Origin of the sequence: Nostoc sp. DedQUE09 (assembly GCF_034530915.1) — a bacterium.
Classification (GTDB): domain Bacteria; phylum Cyanobacteriota; class Cyanobacteriia; order Cyanobacteriales; family Nostocaceae; genus Nostoc.
The window spans coordinates 209,140-225,438 of the sequence record NZ_JAVRCE010000002.1; the positions used below are offsets into that span (position 1 = coordinate 209,140).

Sequence of the window (16,299 nt, forward strand, 5' to 3'; positions counted from 1 at the left end):
TACTCGAAGGTTAAGTTCTCAGAATGGAGCGCGAGTATCAACTTCTACTTCAGGTGAGGGACAGGGGGGAAATTTGACTGTAACCGCCACTGATTCCGTGGAACTAATTGATGCTAATAGCGGCTTGTTTACTGTAACTTCCGGTGCTGGAAATGCTGGAACCTTGACAATTGATACCAGACGCTTGAGTGTCCAAGATGGAGCACAAATATTAACTATTAGTAGTGGTCAAGGAAACGGGGGAAATTTGTTTGTGGATGCTAGGGATTTGGTGGAATTGAAGGGAACAGGAATATCATCTAATAGTGAGCCAAGCCCTAGTTTGTTATCTACTCAAACAACAAACGTTGGCAATGCCGGAGACTTAACAATTATTACTAGGCAGTTAATTGTGGGAAATGGCGCGCAGATAGCTACTGGTACTCGTGGTCAAGGAAACGGTGGACAGATAGAAATTAATGCAACTGAAGCTGTTAATGTTTTTGGATTTGCCATTAATAAAACGGCAAGTGGGTTATTTTCACGTACCATTCAAGAGGGGCAAGGAGGAAACATCGTTATTAATACCAATGCTTTGCGGATAGCAGACAATGGGGTTGTAGATGCCCGCACTTTCCGTCAGGGAAATGCTGGCAATATCACGGTGAACGCGAATACTTTGGAAGCGGTTAATGGTGGACAAATCCTTGCTAATGCTTTCACAGGCAGCAGTGGGCTTGCAGGTAATATCACAGTTAATGCTACTGATAGAGTGATTATATCTGGCAGCGCTGCCTTCAAACGCCGTGTCCGAGGAATTGATGGGAACTTTGTTGAGGATGAGTCTGCTAACAGTGGCTTGTTTGTTCGCTCTCGAGGATCAAAGGGTGCAGGCAACCTTCAGGTAAAATCTCCTTTTATTCGTTTAGATCATGAAGGGGAAATCACTGCTGAAACCGCATCCGGTAATGGTGGTAATATTACACTCCACGACCTAGATTTGTTGTTCCTAAGTGGTAATAGCCAGATATCTGCTACCGCAGGCACTGAAGGGGCTGGTGGAGATGGCGGTAAGATCACCATCAATGCCCCTAATGGCTTCATCGTTGCTAAACCAAATGAAAACAGCGACATCACCGCCAATGCCTACAATGGTAATGGGGGAACAGTCACAATCAACGCTACTAAGATTTTTGGAATTGCCTCACTAACTAGCGAAGACCTTAAGAGGTTGCGCCCTAACGATCCAAACCCAGACCCGCGTAAACTTCAGACAAATGATATTACAGCAATTTCCCAAACAAGACCTGATTTAAACGGCATTGTAGAAATCAACACGCTTAATGTTGATCCCTATCAAGGATTAATTAACTTACCAGCCGTCCCAGTTAATAGTCAAGTGTCGCAAGTCTGTCAAGCCCGTACAGCACAAAATGAAAGTAGTTTTACGATCGCCGGACGCGGTGGCTTACCACCCAATCCCAGAAGCCAACCCCTCACTCCCGATGCAGTTCAAGTAGATTGGGTAACTCTCAACCCAAAGGGTGAAAACCACTCTAGTACAAATGTTTCAAATCAGGCAAATAGTTCCAGTCCAGCGCCAATTGTGGAAGCGCAAGGCTGGGTGAAAAATACTAAAGGTGAAGTTGTACTAACGGCTGATGCGCCGACAGTTTTGCCTCATAGTTCCTGGCTTACTACTTCTTGTTTCTAGGAAACATTGCCCTCTTTTAGGAAAGAGCAGATTACAGGGAGAAATGCTTTCTCGTTCTGCAAGTCAATCGAGATCAGATACCCAAAATTATCGACGGTATTGATTTACTCTCTACAGATTTAGGTTTATCTCTACTCCAAGGACTTTTCAAGAACAACATGATATTATCTTTGCTGATTTAGAAACACAAATTGAAAAACGAGCAGATTCTTAAACAGGTCATGCCCAATACCCCTAAATCTTTGAAGCTGTTTGTTTGGCACTGGCGGGTTCAAAAGGCAATGGTTGAGCGGCTTTCAATACCACATCCAACAACCCTGGAAATAGCACCTCTAAATCTTCACGCCGCAGGATGTTAATGTGATGTGTCCCTTCTTTGCGTGTAAAGACTATCCCTGACTCTCGCAAAATCTTAAAGTGGTTGGACATCGTAGACTTAGCGATCGCAAAATCAAACCTCGCACAGCATTGTTCCCCTTCAGTCGCCAACAGCCGCACAATCTCTAGCCGCACGGGATCGCCCAATGCATACAACACGCCCGGTAAAGAAATATTTTTTCTATCTGGATGATAAAGGAATCTCATAGTTGCATTATCTCATCAGGTGGCATATATTTTTATTATTCGATATTATCGAATAATAGAATTAAGTAGGAAGGCAATTTATGTCATCCATTACAAACGTCACAGAAGCCACATTCAAGCAAGAAGTCTTGGAAAGTGAAATTCCGGTATTAGTGGACTTTTGGGCACCGTGGTGCGGCCCTTGCCGGATGGTGGGCCCAGTCGTCGATGAAGTTGCTGCTGAATACGAAGGACAGGTGAAATTTGTGAAGTTGAACACAGATCAAAATCCTACTGTCGCTAGCCACTATGGAATTCGCAGCATTCCGACATTGATGGTTTTTAAAGGAGGTCGCCAGGTTGATACTGTCGTAGGGGCGGTTCCAAAAACTACCTTGAATAAGACCTTAGCACAGCATCTTTAATTTGAGTGCTGAGTTAGGAGTGCTGAGTGCTGAGTGCTGAGTTAGGAGTGAGGAGTGAGGAGTAGTGCTGAGTGCTGAGTTAGGAGTGCTGAGTGAGGAGTGAGGAGTGAGGAGTGAGGAGTGAGGAGTTTTGTTTATCCCCCTCATCTCCCTCATCTCTCCTACTTCCTAGTCCCCAGTCCCCTGCTCATTTTGTTTCAATTAACGGGGAAAGAGCGAAATGGACTTGAAATTGCATGGTAAATCCGCACTGGTTAGTGGCTCAACCGCAGGTATTGGAATGGCCGTCGCTCTTGGGCTAGCTCAAGAGGGTGCATCAGTGATTGTCAACGGTCGGTCTGAAGAAAGAGTAGCTCAAGCGATCGCTAAAATTAAGCATTCTACACCCGACGCGAAAGTTTCTGGTGTTGTTGCTGACGCTGGCACTGCATCAGGGGTAGAGAAACTCATTCAAGAGGTTCCTCACGTTGATATACTCATAAACAATGTGGGTATTTATGAGCCAAAAACCTTCTTTGATATTACTGATAAAGATTGGTTAAACATATTTGAGATTAACGTCCTCAGTGGAGTCCGTTTGAGTCGGCAATATCTGCAAAAGCAGCTAGAGCAAAACTGGGGGCGGATAATTTTTATTTCCAGCGAATCTGCTATTCAGATCCCAGTGGAAATGATTCACTACGGCACAACAAAGACGGCACAACTTGCAATCGCCAGAGGTCTAGCAGAAATGACTATCGGGACTGGAGTCACGGTAAACTCCGTCCTACCAGGGCCAACTCGTTCCGAAGGAGTTGAAGATTTTATCACCAACTTGGCACAAGAACGCGGTATTACTCGCGCTGAAGTTGAGGCTGAATTTTTTCAAAATGTGCGTCCAAGTTCTTTAATTAAACGTTTTGCAACTAATGAAGAAGTAGCAGCGATCGTAGTTTACCTTTCTAGTCCCGTAGCATCAGCAACAAATGGTGCAGCTTTGCGGGTAGATGGTGGCGTTATTCGGTCGATTGTTTAGTATTTGAACCACAACCGCATAGGCTATTTACCTGAAAATAGCTGTAATGCCCTGCACGCAAAATTGGGTATGGGGAAAAATCTTTTTTTGTTCTCCTGATCTCGCAAATGTGGAGTTCCAAATTTTGTTAGCGCAGCGTAAAGCCTTCGGCATGGCTTCGCTTAAAGCGAGTCTGCGAGCGTCATTTTGAATTGGAGCAAAAGCGACATGAATACTGATATCAACTTATTCTCTCCTTACCAGTTAGGAAATCTGGAACTACCTAACCGGATAGTGATGGCACCCTTAACCCGAAATCGGGCAGGTGAGGGAAACGTGCCACACCAACTGAATGCTACTTACTACGTCCAACGTGCTTCCGCCGGGCTGATTATTTCTGAAGCAACACAGGTAACTCCTGAAGGACAAGGCTATCCCGCGACACCAGGAATTCATTCATCAGAACAGGTGGAAGGATGGAAGTTAGTAACCGATGCCGTACATCAGCACGGAGGCAGAATTTTTCTGCAACTATGGCACGTAGGCAGGATTTCTCACCCTGATTTACAACCGAATGGAGTTTTACCTGTAGCACCTTCTGCCATTACTCCTAAAGGTGAGGCTGCAACTTATGAGGGGTCAAAACCTTTTGTTACTCCTCGTGCTTTAGAAACTTCAGAAATACCACAGATAGTTGAACAGTACCGTCAGGGAGCGGCAAATGCCCTAGCAGCTGGGTTTGATGGCGTGGAAATTCACGCAGCTAATGGTTATTTAATAGATCAGTTTCTCCGGGATGGCACGAATCAACGCACAGATAAATATGGAGGTGACATTGAAAATCGCGCCCGATTCCTATTGGAGGTAACAGAGGCGGTAACTAGTGTGTGGGATTCTAACCGAGTTGGGGTGCGTTTTTCTCCTAGCGGGACTTTTAACGATATGCGTGACTCCAATCCCCTGGAGACATTCGGTTATGCGACTCAAGCGTTAAATCGGTTTAATTTGGCATATCTGCATATTTATGAGGCAACAGAAGCAGATATTAGACATGGCGGGATAATAGTACCCACTAGTCATATACGCGATCGCTTTACAGGTACTCTCATCGTCAATGGTGGCTATACTCGTGAAAAAGGCAATGCTGTACTGGCAAACAAAGCAGCAGATTTAGTTGCCTTTGGCACATTATTTATATCAAATCCCGATTTACCCCGACGCTTGGCTTTGAATGCACCACTAAATGAACCAAATCAAGCAAGCTTTTACGGTGGTGGTGAAGAAGGATATACAGATTATCCATTTTGGTCGCCTGCTAATGAGCCAGTAGCTAATGCATAATTCGTAACTTGTAATAGTCCCTTGCGGTATTGTAGGCAAGTTATTTGTTCGGAAACAAGAAATAATTTTTGTTTTTGTTTCATGGATAAATAAATTCGCTTATATTCTAATCACAATTTACGAATTATTTGGTCATAATCCAACTATTAGGAGAATTTCATGAGTTCCATCATCCAAACCCAACCTTTAGATGTACCCAGTGCGATCGCTCAACGTCGTTCTATCAAAACTTTTAAAACAGACCCCATCGCCCCAGAACTACTCAAGCAACTGGTAGAGTTAACCGTGGCTGCGCCCAGCAGTTTCAATATTCAGGACTGGCAAATTATTCTCGTGCAAGATGAGGCGCAAAAGGCAGCCTTATCAGCAGCTGCTTGGAATCAACAGCAAATTGTCCAAGCACCAGTTACTTTTGTTTTTGCTGCTGATGCAAGTGCATCTGAAAAAAACTTGAACCCGATAATTGAACAGGCTCTTGCAACTGGGGCATGGAATGAAAGCACAGCTAATTATTTTAAAACTGCTATTCCGCAATTTCAAGAGACACTGGGAGATAAGCAACGGGAGTATGCGATCAAAGATGCGATTATCGCTGCTACCCATTTGGTGTTAGCAGCTGAAAGTCTAGGTTTATCTACCTGTTTTATGAATGGTTGGCTTGAAGACAAGGTAAAAGAAGTGATTGGTGCAGGAGATAATCCAGATTTAGCGATCGCTGTTTTAGTTCCTGTGGGCTATGCAGCCGAACCACGCTTAAATCCAGGTCGTTTACCATTTTCCTCCAACGTCTCTGTAGACAGAATCGGTAATCCTTATGCAGGGTAGCTTTCCCTAAATTGGGAATGATATCATGTTCGGATAATTAATTATGATTTCCACAGTCATTGCACCCCACACGCCAGATGCTCCACTTGGGGAGACCCCAAGACCGCACTGGCTCCCCTTAATCCCCTCCCCGCAAGCAGGGAGGGGAGACGAAGCGTAGCTTTGGCGGGGTGGGGTTCTTCGGATTTAATAAGTAATCAAGCGAACATGATATGACGCATTGGAAGAGGCAGAGGGGAAAAACTTACTGCAACTTCTCCTCTGCTCCCCCGCTGTACAGTGACTTTTTATTTGTCGTAGTGCTAAATTAATGTCATCGGGGATGTGAAGCCTGAACTCTCTAGCGTTCAGCTTAGAAGCAGCACAGAGAACTTACAGGCGATACCAAGACAAATTGTTGCAAACTTAAAGTGGGTAAGCTTTAGCTTGAAGATATTCAATTGATGAATTTGGGTTTTAATAGCTTTTCTGAAAATGACTTTTATCAAATCCCAAAAATCACTTTAGCCGATCTTCCGGTTTAGGCTGGCCGCAGTCCCGCGTTATCATCTGAGAAAGATAAAACTGTTGTGCTCATGAGGAGGTCTTTCTCACTTCAGGAATTCCAACAACTAAATCATCCCATAAAATAGACAGGCAAGAATCCTGCCCAATAAAAATATGGGAAAATTTTTGGGAAATCCCTCAAGACTCAGGACTCGCTACTTATCTGCTCACTCAGGACTCAGGACTCTTTATGTTAGCAGGCACAATTTTGCAGGATGGAAAATATACCCTTATTCAAGAAATAGGGCGGGGTGGCTTTGGCATTACCTTTAAAGCTACGCATCACTACTTGGGTCAGGAGGTGGTGATGAAAACCATCAACGAACGGCTGCGACAACATCCTGATTTTGCCAAATTCGAGCGCCAATTCCAAGATGAAGCCAGACGATTAGCTACGTGTATTCACCCAAATATAGTCCGAGTTAGTGACTTTTTCGTAGAAGCTGGACTGCCTTACATGGTGATGGAATACATTCCTGGCGAAACCTTGGGAGACGCATTTGTTTTACCAGGGATAACTCTGCCAGAAGCCACAGCAATTCATTACATCCGGCAAATTGGGGCAGCGTTGCAGGTAGTACACAACAACGGTTTGTTACACCGCGATGTCAAACCAGATAATATTATTCTTCGTCAAGGAACACAGGAAGTAATACTAATTGATTTTGGCATTGCCAGGGAATTTAATGGCGGTGTCAGGCAGACCCACACAGGTTTGGTTTCTGAGGGTTATTCTCCCATTGAGCAGTATATGACGCAAGCGGCGCGCACACCCGCCACGGATGTTTATGGTTTAGCAGCAACCTTGTATGCACTGTTGACTGCCCAAGTTCCCATGCCAGCATTATTGCGCGATCGCGAACAAATGCCTTCCCCCCGCGAACTGCAACCACACTTGAGCGCTGCTGTCAACCAAGCGGTAATGCGCGGTATGGCGGTAGAGTCTCGTTTTCGCCCAGCGACAGTTGCTGAGTGGCTGCAATTGCTACCTGGAAATGGGGTGAATGGAACACCGCAAGTTTTACCCACTTACGCAGTGCCAACTGTCAATTTATCTGCGCAGCAAGCAGCAACTTTAATTGGGAAAAGTGCCCAAAATTCTATTCATAGACCATCTGTGCTGGCGCAGCCCAACCCAGGCATCGCTAAGGAAGCTGTACTGGCTAAAAACCTGGGGTCATCTAAAGTATTTATTGGTATGGGTGTAGCCCTAGTTGCTGCGACAGCAGGTTTTGGGATCGCCAGTATATTACCCAAATTTCAGCAGCCGACCGCCAAGCCACTTGTTGAAAAGCCAACTCAAGAATCAGGTGCGAAAGCACCTAATTTTGATAGTACATCTTCACCCGGAGGTGAAGAGACTAACACCACTTCAAGAAGCGAAAAAGCACCCGTCTCTAATTCCAAGCAGCGTCGCCGCAATCGTCGTTCTTCCCAAGAAGAATCTACCAGCAGCCCTACAAGAGAATCGCAACGCGGTGATTCCGAACAATCCACACCTGCACCTAGCGTTTCTCCCACACCCTCCTTAGTGGAGAAACTACGGGCAATCCGCTCATCTCGAAAAGCTTCCCCTGCTCCTGCACCGTTGCCATTCCCACAAAATAACTTACCCGCTTCTAGTCAAAATCCTGCTTCCCCTCAACCCGTAATTCCATCAAAACCTCTATTTATACCACCAGCACCACCAACAGAATCCAAACAATCAGATCCTTCTGCTGTGGTAGTACCAACACTAGAAAAGCAAAATTCACCGACTAATAGCCAACCCCAGAATATTCAGAAGTTCGAGGAAAAACCGCAAGATGACAATAACTAGTAAATTTTGGATTCTAGTAAAGCAGTGTGGTAAGTCCACAACTACCCTGGCTCCCAATACTTGTCGGGTTTTGGGGGAAAGGGACTCATGTTAAAGGGAAAAAACCTTATATATCGAGCCTTCCAATCCTTTTCCCCTTACCCTTTTCCCTTTAAGCGAGCAGTATTGCGCTGACTCCTATTAACTAATTACGAATTATTTTAGGAAGGATTAAGCTTCTTCTGTACAACAACTTCCCCCTTCTTATTAATCTTCACCGGATTCTTGGGAAAAGCTTGATTATTCAAATAACGCATAAGTCTTACAGTTTGAAAACTCCGATCAATATGAGGGATTCCCTGCCGATCCATCCGAACGGGAATAATTTTACTTGAGACCAAATTTCCTGCTGAGTTGAGTTTGACTTCTAAAATCATTGAGTCACCTGTTTGGGCATTTGTAGATAAAGTCCGATATCCCAAAAAGTTTCCTAAAGAATAGGCAATGATTTTTCCCTGATAAATTTCCATCGCTCTCGGAACGTGAGGGCCATGTCCTAGTACTAAGTCTGCTCCGGCATCAATCATGTTTCGAGCAAACGCGATCGCATTACCTCGATTTTCTCCATAAAAAAACTCTGTTTGATTCTTAACGTGTAGTGCCCCCGTTCCTTCCGCTCCAGCGTGCATCGATACTACTACAATATTGGCTTTATTTTTGGCTTTTGCCACGAGTGCTTTAGCTGCTCCTAAATCATGGATCGAATTATACATTTCATAAGGAGAAAATCCGATCATTGCCACAGGAATATTGTTAGCTTCCAAATAAAGAATTTGATTTTTATGACCTAATGTTGCAATGCCCACAGCCTGAAGATTTTTCATTGTATCTTTGAACCCTACCGGGCCAAAGTCCATAGCATGGTTATTTGCCATATTGAACACATTAAAACCAGCCTCAGCAAAAAGCTGGGCGTATGCAGGTGGAGAGCGAAAGGCAAAGACTTGTCCTCGACTAATATCTTTGGCAGTATAGGGATAATTAGTTAGACTACTTTCAAAATTACCAAACAAGATATCAGATCCTTGCAAGTGAGTTCTCACTGACTTTGGTAATAATTGATCTCGAAAGCGGGGTAATCGATAGTTAGGGAAATTAGTGCCGGGAATAATATCTCCAACGGCTTTGATGGTAATAGTATCTGGAAAGGTTTGTTGTTGTGTTTTTGATGGCGTAAGTTCAGGAATAGCTAATGGAAATTGCACAGGCTCAGTAGGCATAGTAGCAGCGTTTAATCGCTGTGATTGACCAAGCCGGATAATGACTCCTATACTAATACCCAGATATAAACAAATGCTGATCAGACTAAATGAGAATACTCGCCCCAAGCTGCGATCTACCATCGTTCACTCCTCACACGATGGCATTAGTTTATCCCAAAAAGCTGTAAAATCTGTGTTAGCAGTGTATATTTTAGTGTTTTTGGCAAATATTTGACTACGTAAATATTGAACGATAATCCTATCTAATTTGCAAATAAACAGACAAGTTGTTCAAGACCCTTCCTAAAGGTAGGCAAATTTCAGCCACATTGTAGTAAATTTCCAGTAATCTTTTGAACGGAGAGGGGGGGATTCGAACCCCCGTTGGGTTTCCCCAAAACGCATTTCGAGTGCGTCACCATGAACCGCTCGGACACCTCTCCAACTATTTATTCAGACATTTGAGTATATATTCTACATTCAAATGCTGTAAATTTAGGGAAATCTTGCTGAATTCCCTATACTACTATAGCATTATCGCTTTTTTTGCGTAATGCAATTCTCTAAGAATGCCAATACCATTAAAGCCCACGACATTTTTCATCATGACGGTTGGTGAAATTACCTGACGAGTCAATGAGACGCAGAGATTTATATAAAGCTGTGAAAAAACGTTTCTTATGCCAGGACGAGGGGTGCAAACAAGCGTCAGGAGTACGAGCTTGTTTCAATCGGGATAGCTTGGGTGCCTAATTTCGATTAAGTAATGCAGAAATACCCAATTTACTTCATTTGGTAGGCATAGAGACTTCCCAAATCCCTTGATTTCCACCATATTCCAGAACATAAATCTTATTGCTAATAATCTCAGCATCAATGGGATTACTAAAACCTGTGACCAGGCGCGTAGCATTAAGTTTATAGTTGGTATTTCCGACTTTAGTTAACTTTAAATGTAGTAGGTCTTGGCTGGCATCTTTAAAAGGACCTATTAATGTTTCGCCAGTGGGATCGCCTGGTGTCCAACTCAACATAAATCCATCTCTCTTAAATTCTGGACTCATTACTCCTTGTGTATCAAAAACTAAGCCTAAAGGAGAACGGTGTGTTGTAAAAGTGCTAAAAGGTTGCCCAAGAACACTAGCATCTTTGATTTTTCCATCTACAGGATCGCGGTAATTGTCTGCGTCCGGGCCAAGATTAGGAATTGGTTCAATCAAATTTTCAGTAGGCCGAATAGGAAAGGTTGGATCGTTGCGATAGTAGCCCTTTTGGATAGCGTTAAATTGAGGGCTTAACAATCGGTCAGTGGCAGGATTATAATTGGGAAATTGTTGTGGATTATCTGTTCCACCAATACGCCAAGGGAAACCGTAATTCCCACCTAAGCGTAGCCAATTTAATTCTTCTGACATATCGCGATCTGGGCCATTTTCTGTGCCAAATAAATCCCCATTGGGCGCAAAAGCCATATCGAAAGTATTACGTATTCCTTCGGCAAAAATATAGCCAGCTGTCTTTAAAGTTGCTCGATTGTTTGCCAGAAAGAGATTGTTACCATTACTAGGAAGACGGAGTATACAGGCAGTTAATCCGACTTCGCGAGTATTGGGATATAGGCCATCAACAGACTGAACCTCACCATGATCGGTACGAGAACCGCTATTCACATAGATAAAGTTACCATCCAGGCTAACAACTACGCCGTTGAACCGATGGTCATAAGCTGTTTTGCTTTTGGGATAGGCTTCACTCTTAGCTAAGATAGACCAGATACGCTGTTTTGTACTCGAATTAATTACACCTTTAACAATAATTGCTTGAGTTTGGTTATTCACAAGGTCTGCATTGCCAACTAAATAAATTGTGCCGTTAGGGCCAATTGCCATACCTTGAGTTTCACTTAAATTATGATTACTAGAGTTGTACACAGGGGTTCTAGTAGAGGAGGCTAAATTCACTTGATAAATTTCACCATTTCGTTTGAGGTAATAGAGAGTATTGTTTTGTGGATCTTTTACAATACGCACAGAAGGAGAGACTGATAATGTATTAATAATATTGCGAACCTTGATATCAGAACGCAGGGCTTGAGGTACAACAGTTACTCCAGTAGTGCTATGATTTAATAAAACTATTGTAAATAATAGTGTTATTGCAAATAATAGCGTTTTGACAGCAATATGATTGAAAAATTTGCGTTTTACTTGGTTAGAAGATTTAATGTTATTCATGTTTTTCTTGATAAAATTGCTAGTTAATTTTGTTGCTAAATCCCTCTTGATGAGGGGAACGTTTTTGGAATTTTAGCTTGGCTTTTAGGAAACCATAGTGCTGAAAGATTTAAACCTTTATGGGACATTGTTTGCAGTTGGCAATGCTATTTTTATGTAACGAACGGATGGAAGTTTACTCCAGTTTTATTAACCCAGAAGATCATATCGTCAGTAAAACATATATGACCAGAGTATAAGGTGAAAATACACCTTTAGGTGATTATCTTGCACGCCTATAGACGCTCCTAACGTCGCTACCGCTTCGCTATCGAAAAACATTATGCTATTCCAAACCAGTAGATATGCTTAAACGTTCAATTTTATTGTTACCTTGAGGTTTAAAGTATAGATAAGTACCTGTACTTAGCTAAGTTATGCCGCATTTATGCAAGGCCAAACTTTTTCCAACAAAATATTTCGGATCGTCTAATAACTTAATGTATTCTGGGATATCCTACCTTATGGAAAGCCAAATGATGACTATGAATATGCAACGACTCATCAAAAAAACTGCTAACCCAATTCGCAAGACAACAGAAGTAACTCCACCATCGACAGAACCGATTGAGATGCCTGAGAGTCAAGATATTTTTGAATCGGTGGTTGAACCAAATCTACCTGTGTACATCGAAGCATCCGAATCGGACTACATCTGGGAACACTATCGCCCTTTGCGCTCTGTTGGTAACTCTGGCTGGCAACCGTCTGATGTGTGGCGCGAGTTGAGGGTTGATAATTTCTGTGGGTGAGTAATATGAACGCAGAGAGCCATTCGATTTCTGGCTAATTCCTCGGCTACAGCAATAAAGTAGCACAGATTTCTTAGTCCCATCTTTTTGATACTGTATAAGTCTCAATTCTAAACAAATATATATTGGACATCTCAAAAAAGGCTACATATCATACTCGTACAGAGATTTGATTGAGGCCAGAGCCATGAGTGAAAAAACAACGTCAGAGAATTTCAGAAGTAAAGTTGTCACACAAGGGGTACAGCGATCGCCAAATCGGGCTATGCTGCGTGCAGTAGGTTTTCAGGATGAAGACTTTAAGAAAGCAATTGTCGGTGTGGCTAATGCCTACAGCACCATTACTCCCTGTAATATGGGAATTAATCAACTAGCACTCAGAGCTGAAGCTGGAATTAAACTAGCCGGGGCAATGCCGCAAATGTTCGGCACAATTACTATTAGTGATGGGATTTCGATGGGAACTGAGGGAATGAAATATTCCTTAGTGTCACGAGAAGTAATTGCTGACTCCATTGAAACCGTCTGTAATGGTCAAAGTATGGATGGCGTGATTGCCATCGGTGGCTGTGATAAAAATATGCCAGGGGCAATGATTGCAATGGCACGGATGAATATTCCGGCTATCTTTGTTTACGGTGGGACAATTAAACCCGGACACTACAACAGCCGTGACTTGACTGTTGTGAGTTCCTTTGAGGCTGTGGGTGAATACAGTGCTGGTAAAATTGACGACACCGAACTGATGGAAGTAGAACGCCACGCTTGTCCTGGTGCTGGTTCTTGTGGTGGGATGTTCACAGCCAATACTATGTCCTCGGCTTTTGAAGCGATGGGTATGAGTTTACCCTATTCTTCCACAATGGCGGCGGAAGATGACGAAAAAGCTGATAGCACTGAAGAATCAGCCAAGGTATTAGTAGAAGCAATTCGTAATCAATTGTTACCCCGGCACATTATTACGCGCAAATCTATAGAAAATGCTATTTCTGTAATTATGGCTGTGGGTGGTTCAACTAACGCCGTGTTACATTTTCTAGCGATCGCTCGTGCAACTGGTGTAGAACTTAATCTAGATGATTTTGAAACTATTCGCGGTCGTGTCCCGGTTTTATGCGATTTAAAACCCAGTGGTAGATATGTTGCCACAGACTTACATCAAGCTGGTGGTATCCCTCAAGTGATGAAAATGCTCTTGGTACATGGATTACTTCACGGCGACTGTATCACCATCACAGGTAAAACCATTGCCGAAATTTTAGCAGATGTTCCCGATAAACCACCCACGAATCAAGATGTGATTCGTCCTTGGAATAACCCAATGTATGCCCAAGGTCACTTAGCTATCTTGAAAGGGAATCTTGCTACAGAGGGAGCAGTAGCAAAAATTACCGGGATAAAAAATCCCAGCATTACCGGTTCTGCAAGAGTTTTTGATTCCGAGGAAGAATGCTTAGATGCCATCCTTGCAAGTAAGATTAAAGCCGGTGATGTAATTATCGTCCGCTACGAAGGCCCCAAAGGTGGTCCTGGGATGCGGGAAATGTTAGCACCCACCTCAGCAATTATTGGTGCAGGTTTAGGCGATGCAGTGGCGTTAATTACTGATGGACGCTTTTCAGGTGGTACTTACGGGATGGTAGTCGGACACGTTGCTCCCGAAGCCGCCGTTGGTGGTGCGATCGCTCTAGTCGAAGAAGGTGATAGCATCACTATTGATGCTAATTCTCGCTTGTTACAAATCAACATTTCTGATGCAGAATTAGCCAGTCGCCGTGCTAAATGGCAACCCCGTCCACCCCGTTATACAAAAGGCATCTTAGCAAAATATGCTAAGTTAGTTTCCTCTAGTAGTGTTGGTGCTGTCACAGACTTGGATTTATTTAATGAGTAGGGAGTAAGGTTAGAGACGCGATATCTATCTCGCGTCTCTCTACAAGACTATGGAAACACGATTTTCTGGCGTTGGCTGTGAAACTTACAGCAGAATTCAGAAGTAAACACGTTTTACATCTGGGTAACAGACTTAACTTGTGTACTTCACCAACTTGAAATCTGCTGTAAGTCGCTCTACTTATGTTTTAAAGTAGAAAGTAGTTGATTGAAAGTGTTTGTTACTACCAATGAAAGTTTTAGGGTCAGTCTTGCCAATCCTGTTGCTGCTATGCAGTCCTGCTATGGCAGTTGAGCTTAAAGGACAAAATATTGACGGTCAAAAGCTACCTGCTACAGCTTATTACTATGCAACTGGTGGGGTCTACAAAGTTCAGGTGCGCTTTCACAACAAACGAGCCACAATTTACTTTGACGACGGCAACCAAACAACTATACAGTTGAACCAGCAAGCGATCGCTGACTCAAAGAATATTGAAGGTTTTGGAAAACTAGGACAATATCCTCTAAATAGAATATTCAGTGTGGGGTTGGTGTATGACAATAATTGGCTCGGTAGCAATGATAGTCAATTCCAACTGTCCAATCCGCTAGACGGGTTGTGGAAAATTAGTTTGGAGTGAATACACATCCGACTTTAAAAAGGTTTTTCACTTCTGACAGGGCAACTCAACAATATGTCCTCTGCTAGACTCGGAGTAACTACTTAATTCATAAAGTAACATATATTTAGGACTCCTATTTAATTTTTGAATAACTAAGCTGCTTAAAAGCTTGCCAGACAAAGATTTCCTTTTCAGTATCCTGAACAGGGTTCAAGTAGGATTACTAGATGTATATAAACATAATAATTACATAAATGAAAGTTGGCATTCAAAATACAGTAGAAGTTCTAGAGCAAGTTCACCAATTAGAGTCCACACTAGGTCTTAAAAATGAAGCCTGCCGTTCTAAATTTTTGATTCATCCTGACTTCACGTCAAAAGTTTTTTTGTTTTTGCATGGTTTTACAGCAGGCCCTTACCAGTTCGAGCCGCTTGGTAAAGCCTTCTTTAACAAGGGATATAACGTTCTGATTCCTTTACAACCCGGTCATGGACGCTCAGGTGACTGGAAGTCGCAAAATCCTCCACCCCTGCCAACAGATATTGAGATTTATCAACAATTTGTCATCAAATGGTTGCAGATTGCAAAAACGTTAGGTCAACAAGTTGTGATTGGTGGATTATCAACAGGTGGAACTTTAGCTGCTTGGTTAGCTTTAGAGCATCCTGAAGAGATTGACCGCACCTTATTGTTCACGCCTTTTTTAGGTAGCCGCTATTTAGTATTCGATCAACTCATCAAAATTCTGCCAATTTACTTTGAATGGTTCAACAAAGATGCACCTGGGAATTTTGGTTATAAAGGTTTTCGTTTCAAGGCCTTACGGATATTTCTAGAATTGGGATATCAGGTTTTAGACAAGGCTCAAGGCAGTGTTTCTGCCCCAATCTTAATGGTATGTAGTGAGGCAGATCGTGCTGTTAGTCGCTCGAAACAGCAGGATTTTTTCCGAAGAGTACTTAGACAGCAACCGAAATCCTGGTATTACTGTTTCGATGATTCACTTCACATTGAACACCGAATGATGACAAAATTGGAAGACAATGATTATGAAGAACTGGTAATTATCCTTGCTAAAGCATTTGTTGAGAGTAATTTAACTTGGGTAGAGTTTCAAGAAATGGCAAAGCGGATAGCGCAGGGACAAGCTTATGACCAAATCATGCGAGAACTCAACTTTGATGAACAAGTTTTTCCACAGCTATCTGCAATGATGACTCAAGGTTTTGGCTGTGAGCATCTTAAATGTATCAATCCAGATTCCTAATGAACATTCCAATTTTGCAAAAAATGGAGAGGTTAAAAAATATTTGCAATTTCAAAATAA

At 42.7% G+C, this 16,299-nt stretch carries 12 protein-coding genes, 1 tRNA gene and 2 pseudogenes; 11 read left to right on the plus strand and 4 right to left on the minus strand.

The window, feature by feature from the left end:
- Positions 1-1,693: pseudogene (locus RMY27_RS02075) on the plus strand (S-layer family protein); the annotation flags it as partial.
- Positions 1,694-1,927: 234 nt separating this feature from the next.
- Here RMY27_RS02075 and RMY27_RS02080 read toward each other — a convergent pair.
- Entirely contained in the window at positions 1,928-2,278 is a 351-nt protein-coding gene (locus RMY27_RS02080) for a helix-turn-helix transcriptional regulator (RefSeq protein ID WP_322660039.1), read from the minus strand.
- An 80-nt stretch (positions 2,279-2,358) separates the two neighbouring features.
- On the opposite strand from RMY27_RS02080, the gene trxA reads away from it, so the two are divergent.
- The 5 genes from trxA (at position 2,359) to RMY27_RS02105 (ending at position 8,207) form a co-directional block, all read left to right on the plus strand.
- On the plus strand, positions 2,359-2,682 hold the full coding sequence (gene trxA, locus RMY27_RS02085; RefSeq protein WP_012412473.1) for a thioredoxin: 324 nt from the start codon (positions 2,359-2,361) through the stop codon (positions 2,680-2,682).
- A gap of 220 nt (positions 2,683-2,902) precedes the next feature.
- Positions 2,903-3,697, plus strand: coding sequence for an SDR family NAD(P)-dependent oxidoreductase (locus RMY27_RS02090; RefSeq protein WP_322660041.1), 795 nt, complete (start codon positions 2,903-2,905; stop codon positions 3,695-3,697).
- Between the two features lie 207 nt (positions 3,698-3,904).
- Positions 3,905-5,017, plus strand: coding sequence for an alkene reductase (locus RMY27_RS02095; protein WP_322660042.1), 1,113 nt, complete (start codon positions 3,905-3,907; stop codon positions 5,015-5,017).
- A gap of 159 nt (positions 5,018-5,176) precedes the next feature.
- Complete coding sequence (locus RMY27_RS02100; protein ID WP_289799746.1) at positions 5,177-5,842, plus strand: nitroreductase family protein; 666 nt, start codon at positions 5,177-5,179, stop codon at positions 5,840-5,842.
- 736 nt (positions 5,843-6,578) lie between these two features.
- Positions 6,579-8,207, plus strand: coding sequence for a serine/threonine protein kinase (locus tag RMY27_RS02105; RefSeq protein WP_322660043.1), 1,629 nt, complete (start codon positions 6,579-6,581; stop codon positions 8,205-8,207).
- Between the two features lie 200 nt (positions 8,208-8,407).
- Here RMY27_RS02105 and RMY27_RS02110 read toward each other — a convergent pair whose 3' ends face one another.
- From RMY27_RS02110 to RMY27_RS02120, 3 genes are all read right to left on the minus strand, one after another.
- Entirely contained in the window at positions 8,408-9,589 is a 1,182-nt protein-coding gene (locus RMY27_RS02110; protein WP_322660045.1) for a CapA family protein, read from the minus strand.
- Positions 9,590-9,806: 217 nt separating this feature from the next.
- A tRNA-Ser gene (locus RMY27_RS02115) sits at positions 9,807-9,891 on the minus strand.
- 345 nt (positions 9,892-10,236) lie between these two features.
- A complete protein-coding gene (locus RMY27_RS02120) occupies positions 10,237-11,682 on the minus strand; it encodes a PQQ-dependent sugar dehydrogenase (RefSeq protein WP_322660047.1) in 1,446 nt (481 codons plus the stop codon).
- Positions 11,683-11,748: 66 nt separating this feature from the next.
- Here RMY27_RS02120 and RMY27_RS02125 point away from each other — a divergent pair.
- The 5 genes and pseudogenes from RMY27_RS02125 to RMY27_RS02145 form a co-directional block, all read left to right on the plus strand.
- Positions 11,749-12,059, plus strand: a pseudogene (locus tag RMY27_RS02125) (IS1 family transposase); the annotation flags it as partial.
- 138 nt (positions 12,060-12,197) lie between these two features.
- Positions 12,198-12,473, plus strand: a complete 276-nt coding sequence (locus RMY27_RS02130; protein ID WP_322660048.1) for a hypothetical protein — start codon at positions 12,198-12,200, stop codon at positions 12,471-12,473.
- A gap of 187 nt (positions 12,474-12,660) precedes the next feature.
- Positions 12,661-14,367 carry a dihydroxy-acid dehydratase gene (ilvD, locus tag RMY27_RS02135; RefSeq protein WP_322660050.1) on the plus strand — a complete coding sequence of 569 codons (1,707 nt, stop codon included), beginning with the start codon at positions 12,661-12,663 and terminating at the stop codon, positions 14,365-14,367.
- Positions 14,368-14,650: 283 nt separating this feature from the next.
- Complete coding sequence (locus RMY27_RS02140; protein ID WP_322660052.1) at positions 14,651-14,989, plus strand: hypothetical protein; 339 nt, start codon at positions 14,651-14,653, stop codon at positions 14,987-14,989.
- 236 nt (positions 14,990-15,225) lie between these two features.
- Positions 15,226-16,239 carry an alpha/beta hydrolase gene (locus tag RMY27_RS02145; RefSeq protein ID WP_322660054.1) on the plus strand — a complete coding sequence of 338 codons (1,014 nt, stop codon included), beginning with the start codon at positions 15,226-15,228 and terminating at the stop codon, positions 16,237-16,239.
- Positions 16,240-16,299: the final 60 nt, after the last annotated feature.